The following is a 1,555-nucleotide window of genomic DNA, read 5'->3' on the forward strand; positions in this document are numbered from 1 at the left end:
CCGGATCCGGTGCGGGGCCCCTGCGCGTGACGGCGTCGGTCAGGCGCTCTTCTCGCGGCGCTCGCGCTTGATCATGTCGCGCGGGACGAGGGTGGGGATGGCGTGCTTGGAGACCACGTCCCCGGTGACCACCACGCGGGCGACGTCCTGGCGCGAGGGGACCTCGTACATCACGGACATCAGCACCTCCTCCATGATGGCCCGCAGCCCGCGCGCGCCGGTGCCGCGCAGGATCGCCTGGTCGGCGATCGCCTCCAGTGCGTCCCGGGAGAACTCCAGCTCCACGCCGTCCAGTTCGAACAGCTTGCGGTACTGCTTGACCAGGGCGTTGCGCGGCTCGGTGAGGATCTGCAGCAGCGCCTCGCGGTCCAGGTTGTGCACGCTGGTGATCACCGGCAGACGGCCGATGAACTCGGGGATCATGCCGAACTTCACCAGGTCCTCGGGCATCACCTGGCGGAAGTGGTCGCTGGCGTCCGACTCCCGCTTGGAGCGGATGTTGGCGCCGAAGCCGATGCCCTTGGCACCCGCGCGGCCCTCGATGATCCGCTCCAGGCCGGCGAACGCGCCACCGACGATGAACAGCACGTTGGTGGTGTCGATCTGGATGAACTCCTGGTGCGGGTGCTTGCGCCCGCCCTGCGGCGGCACCGACGCGGTGGTGCCCTCCAGGATCTTCAGCAGGGCCTGCTGCACGCCCTCGCCGGAGACGTCCCGGGTGATCGACGGGTTCTCGCTCTTGCGCGCGACCTTGTCGATCTCGTCGATGTAGATGATCCCGGTCTCGGCCTTCTTGACGTCGTAGTCGGCCGCCTGGATCAGCTTGAGCAGGATGTTCTCGACGTCCTCGCCGACGTAGCCGGCCTCGGTCAGCGCGGTGGCGTCCGCGATCGCGAACGGCACGTTGAGCATCCGGGCCAGGGTCTGCGCCAGCAGCGTCTTGCCGGAGCCGGTGGGGCCCAGCAGCAGGATGTTGGACTTGGCCAGCTCGATGGCGTCCTCGCGGCCGTTGCCGCCGCTGCGGCCCGCCTCACCGGCCTGGACGCGCTTGTAGTGGTTGTAGACGGCGACCGACAGCGCCTTCTTGGCGAGGTCCTGGCCGACCACGTACTGGTCCAGGAACTCGTAGATCTCGCGCGGCTTCGGGAGCTCCTCGAAGCGCACCTCGGAGGTCTCGGCGAGTTCCTCCTCGATGATCTCGTTGCACAGGTCGATGCACTCGTCGCAGATGTACACGCCTGGGCCGGCGATCAGCTTCTTCACCTGCTTCTGCGACTTGCCGCAGAACGAGCACTTGAGCAGGTCGCCACCGTCTCCGATGCGTGCCACGAGGTGCTTCCCCTTCGCCAGGGGCCCCGCAGGGGTTCCGGGGCCTGGTGCTGTGGACCGTCAACGCCGACGGCGCTCGGTCTCGCTATCCGACGGTACTCTGCCGGGCCCGTGATTCCGTCCTCTTCGCCGGGTCTGCCCTACGCCCTGGGCGAATTGATACCGAACAGATGCCGTGGAACCGGCCCGCCGACGGGTGGGGGCGGGGCGCGCACCAGGAGTGCGC

At 68.4% G+C, this 1,555-nt stretch carries 1 protein-coding gene; it reads right to left on the reverse strand.

The annotated features are described in order from the left end of the window. Nucleotides 1-39: 39 nt before the first annotated feature. A complete protein-coding gene (gene clpX, locus ACFV04_RS43710) occupies nucleotides 40-1,329 on the reverse strand; it encodes an ATP-dependent Clp protease ATP-binding subunit ClpX (protein ID WP_045696864.1) in 1,290 nt (429 codons plus the stop codon). Between the last annotated feature and the right edge of the window lie 226 nt (nucleotides 1,330-1,555).

This window comes from Kitasatospora sp. NPDC059599, assembly GCF_042735125.1.
GTDB lineage: Bacteria > Actinomycetota > Actinomycetes > Streptomycetales > Streptomycetaceae > Kitasatospora.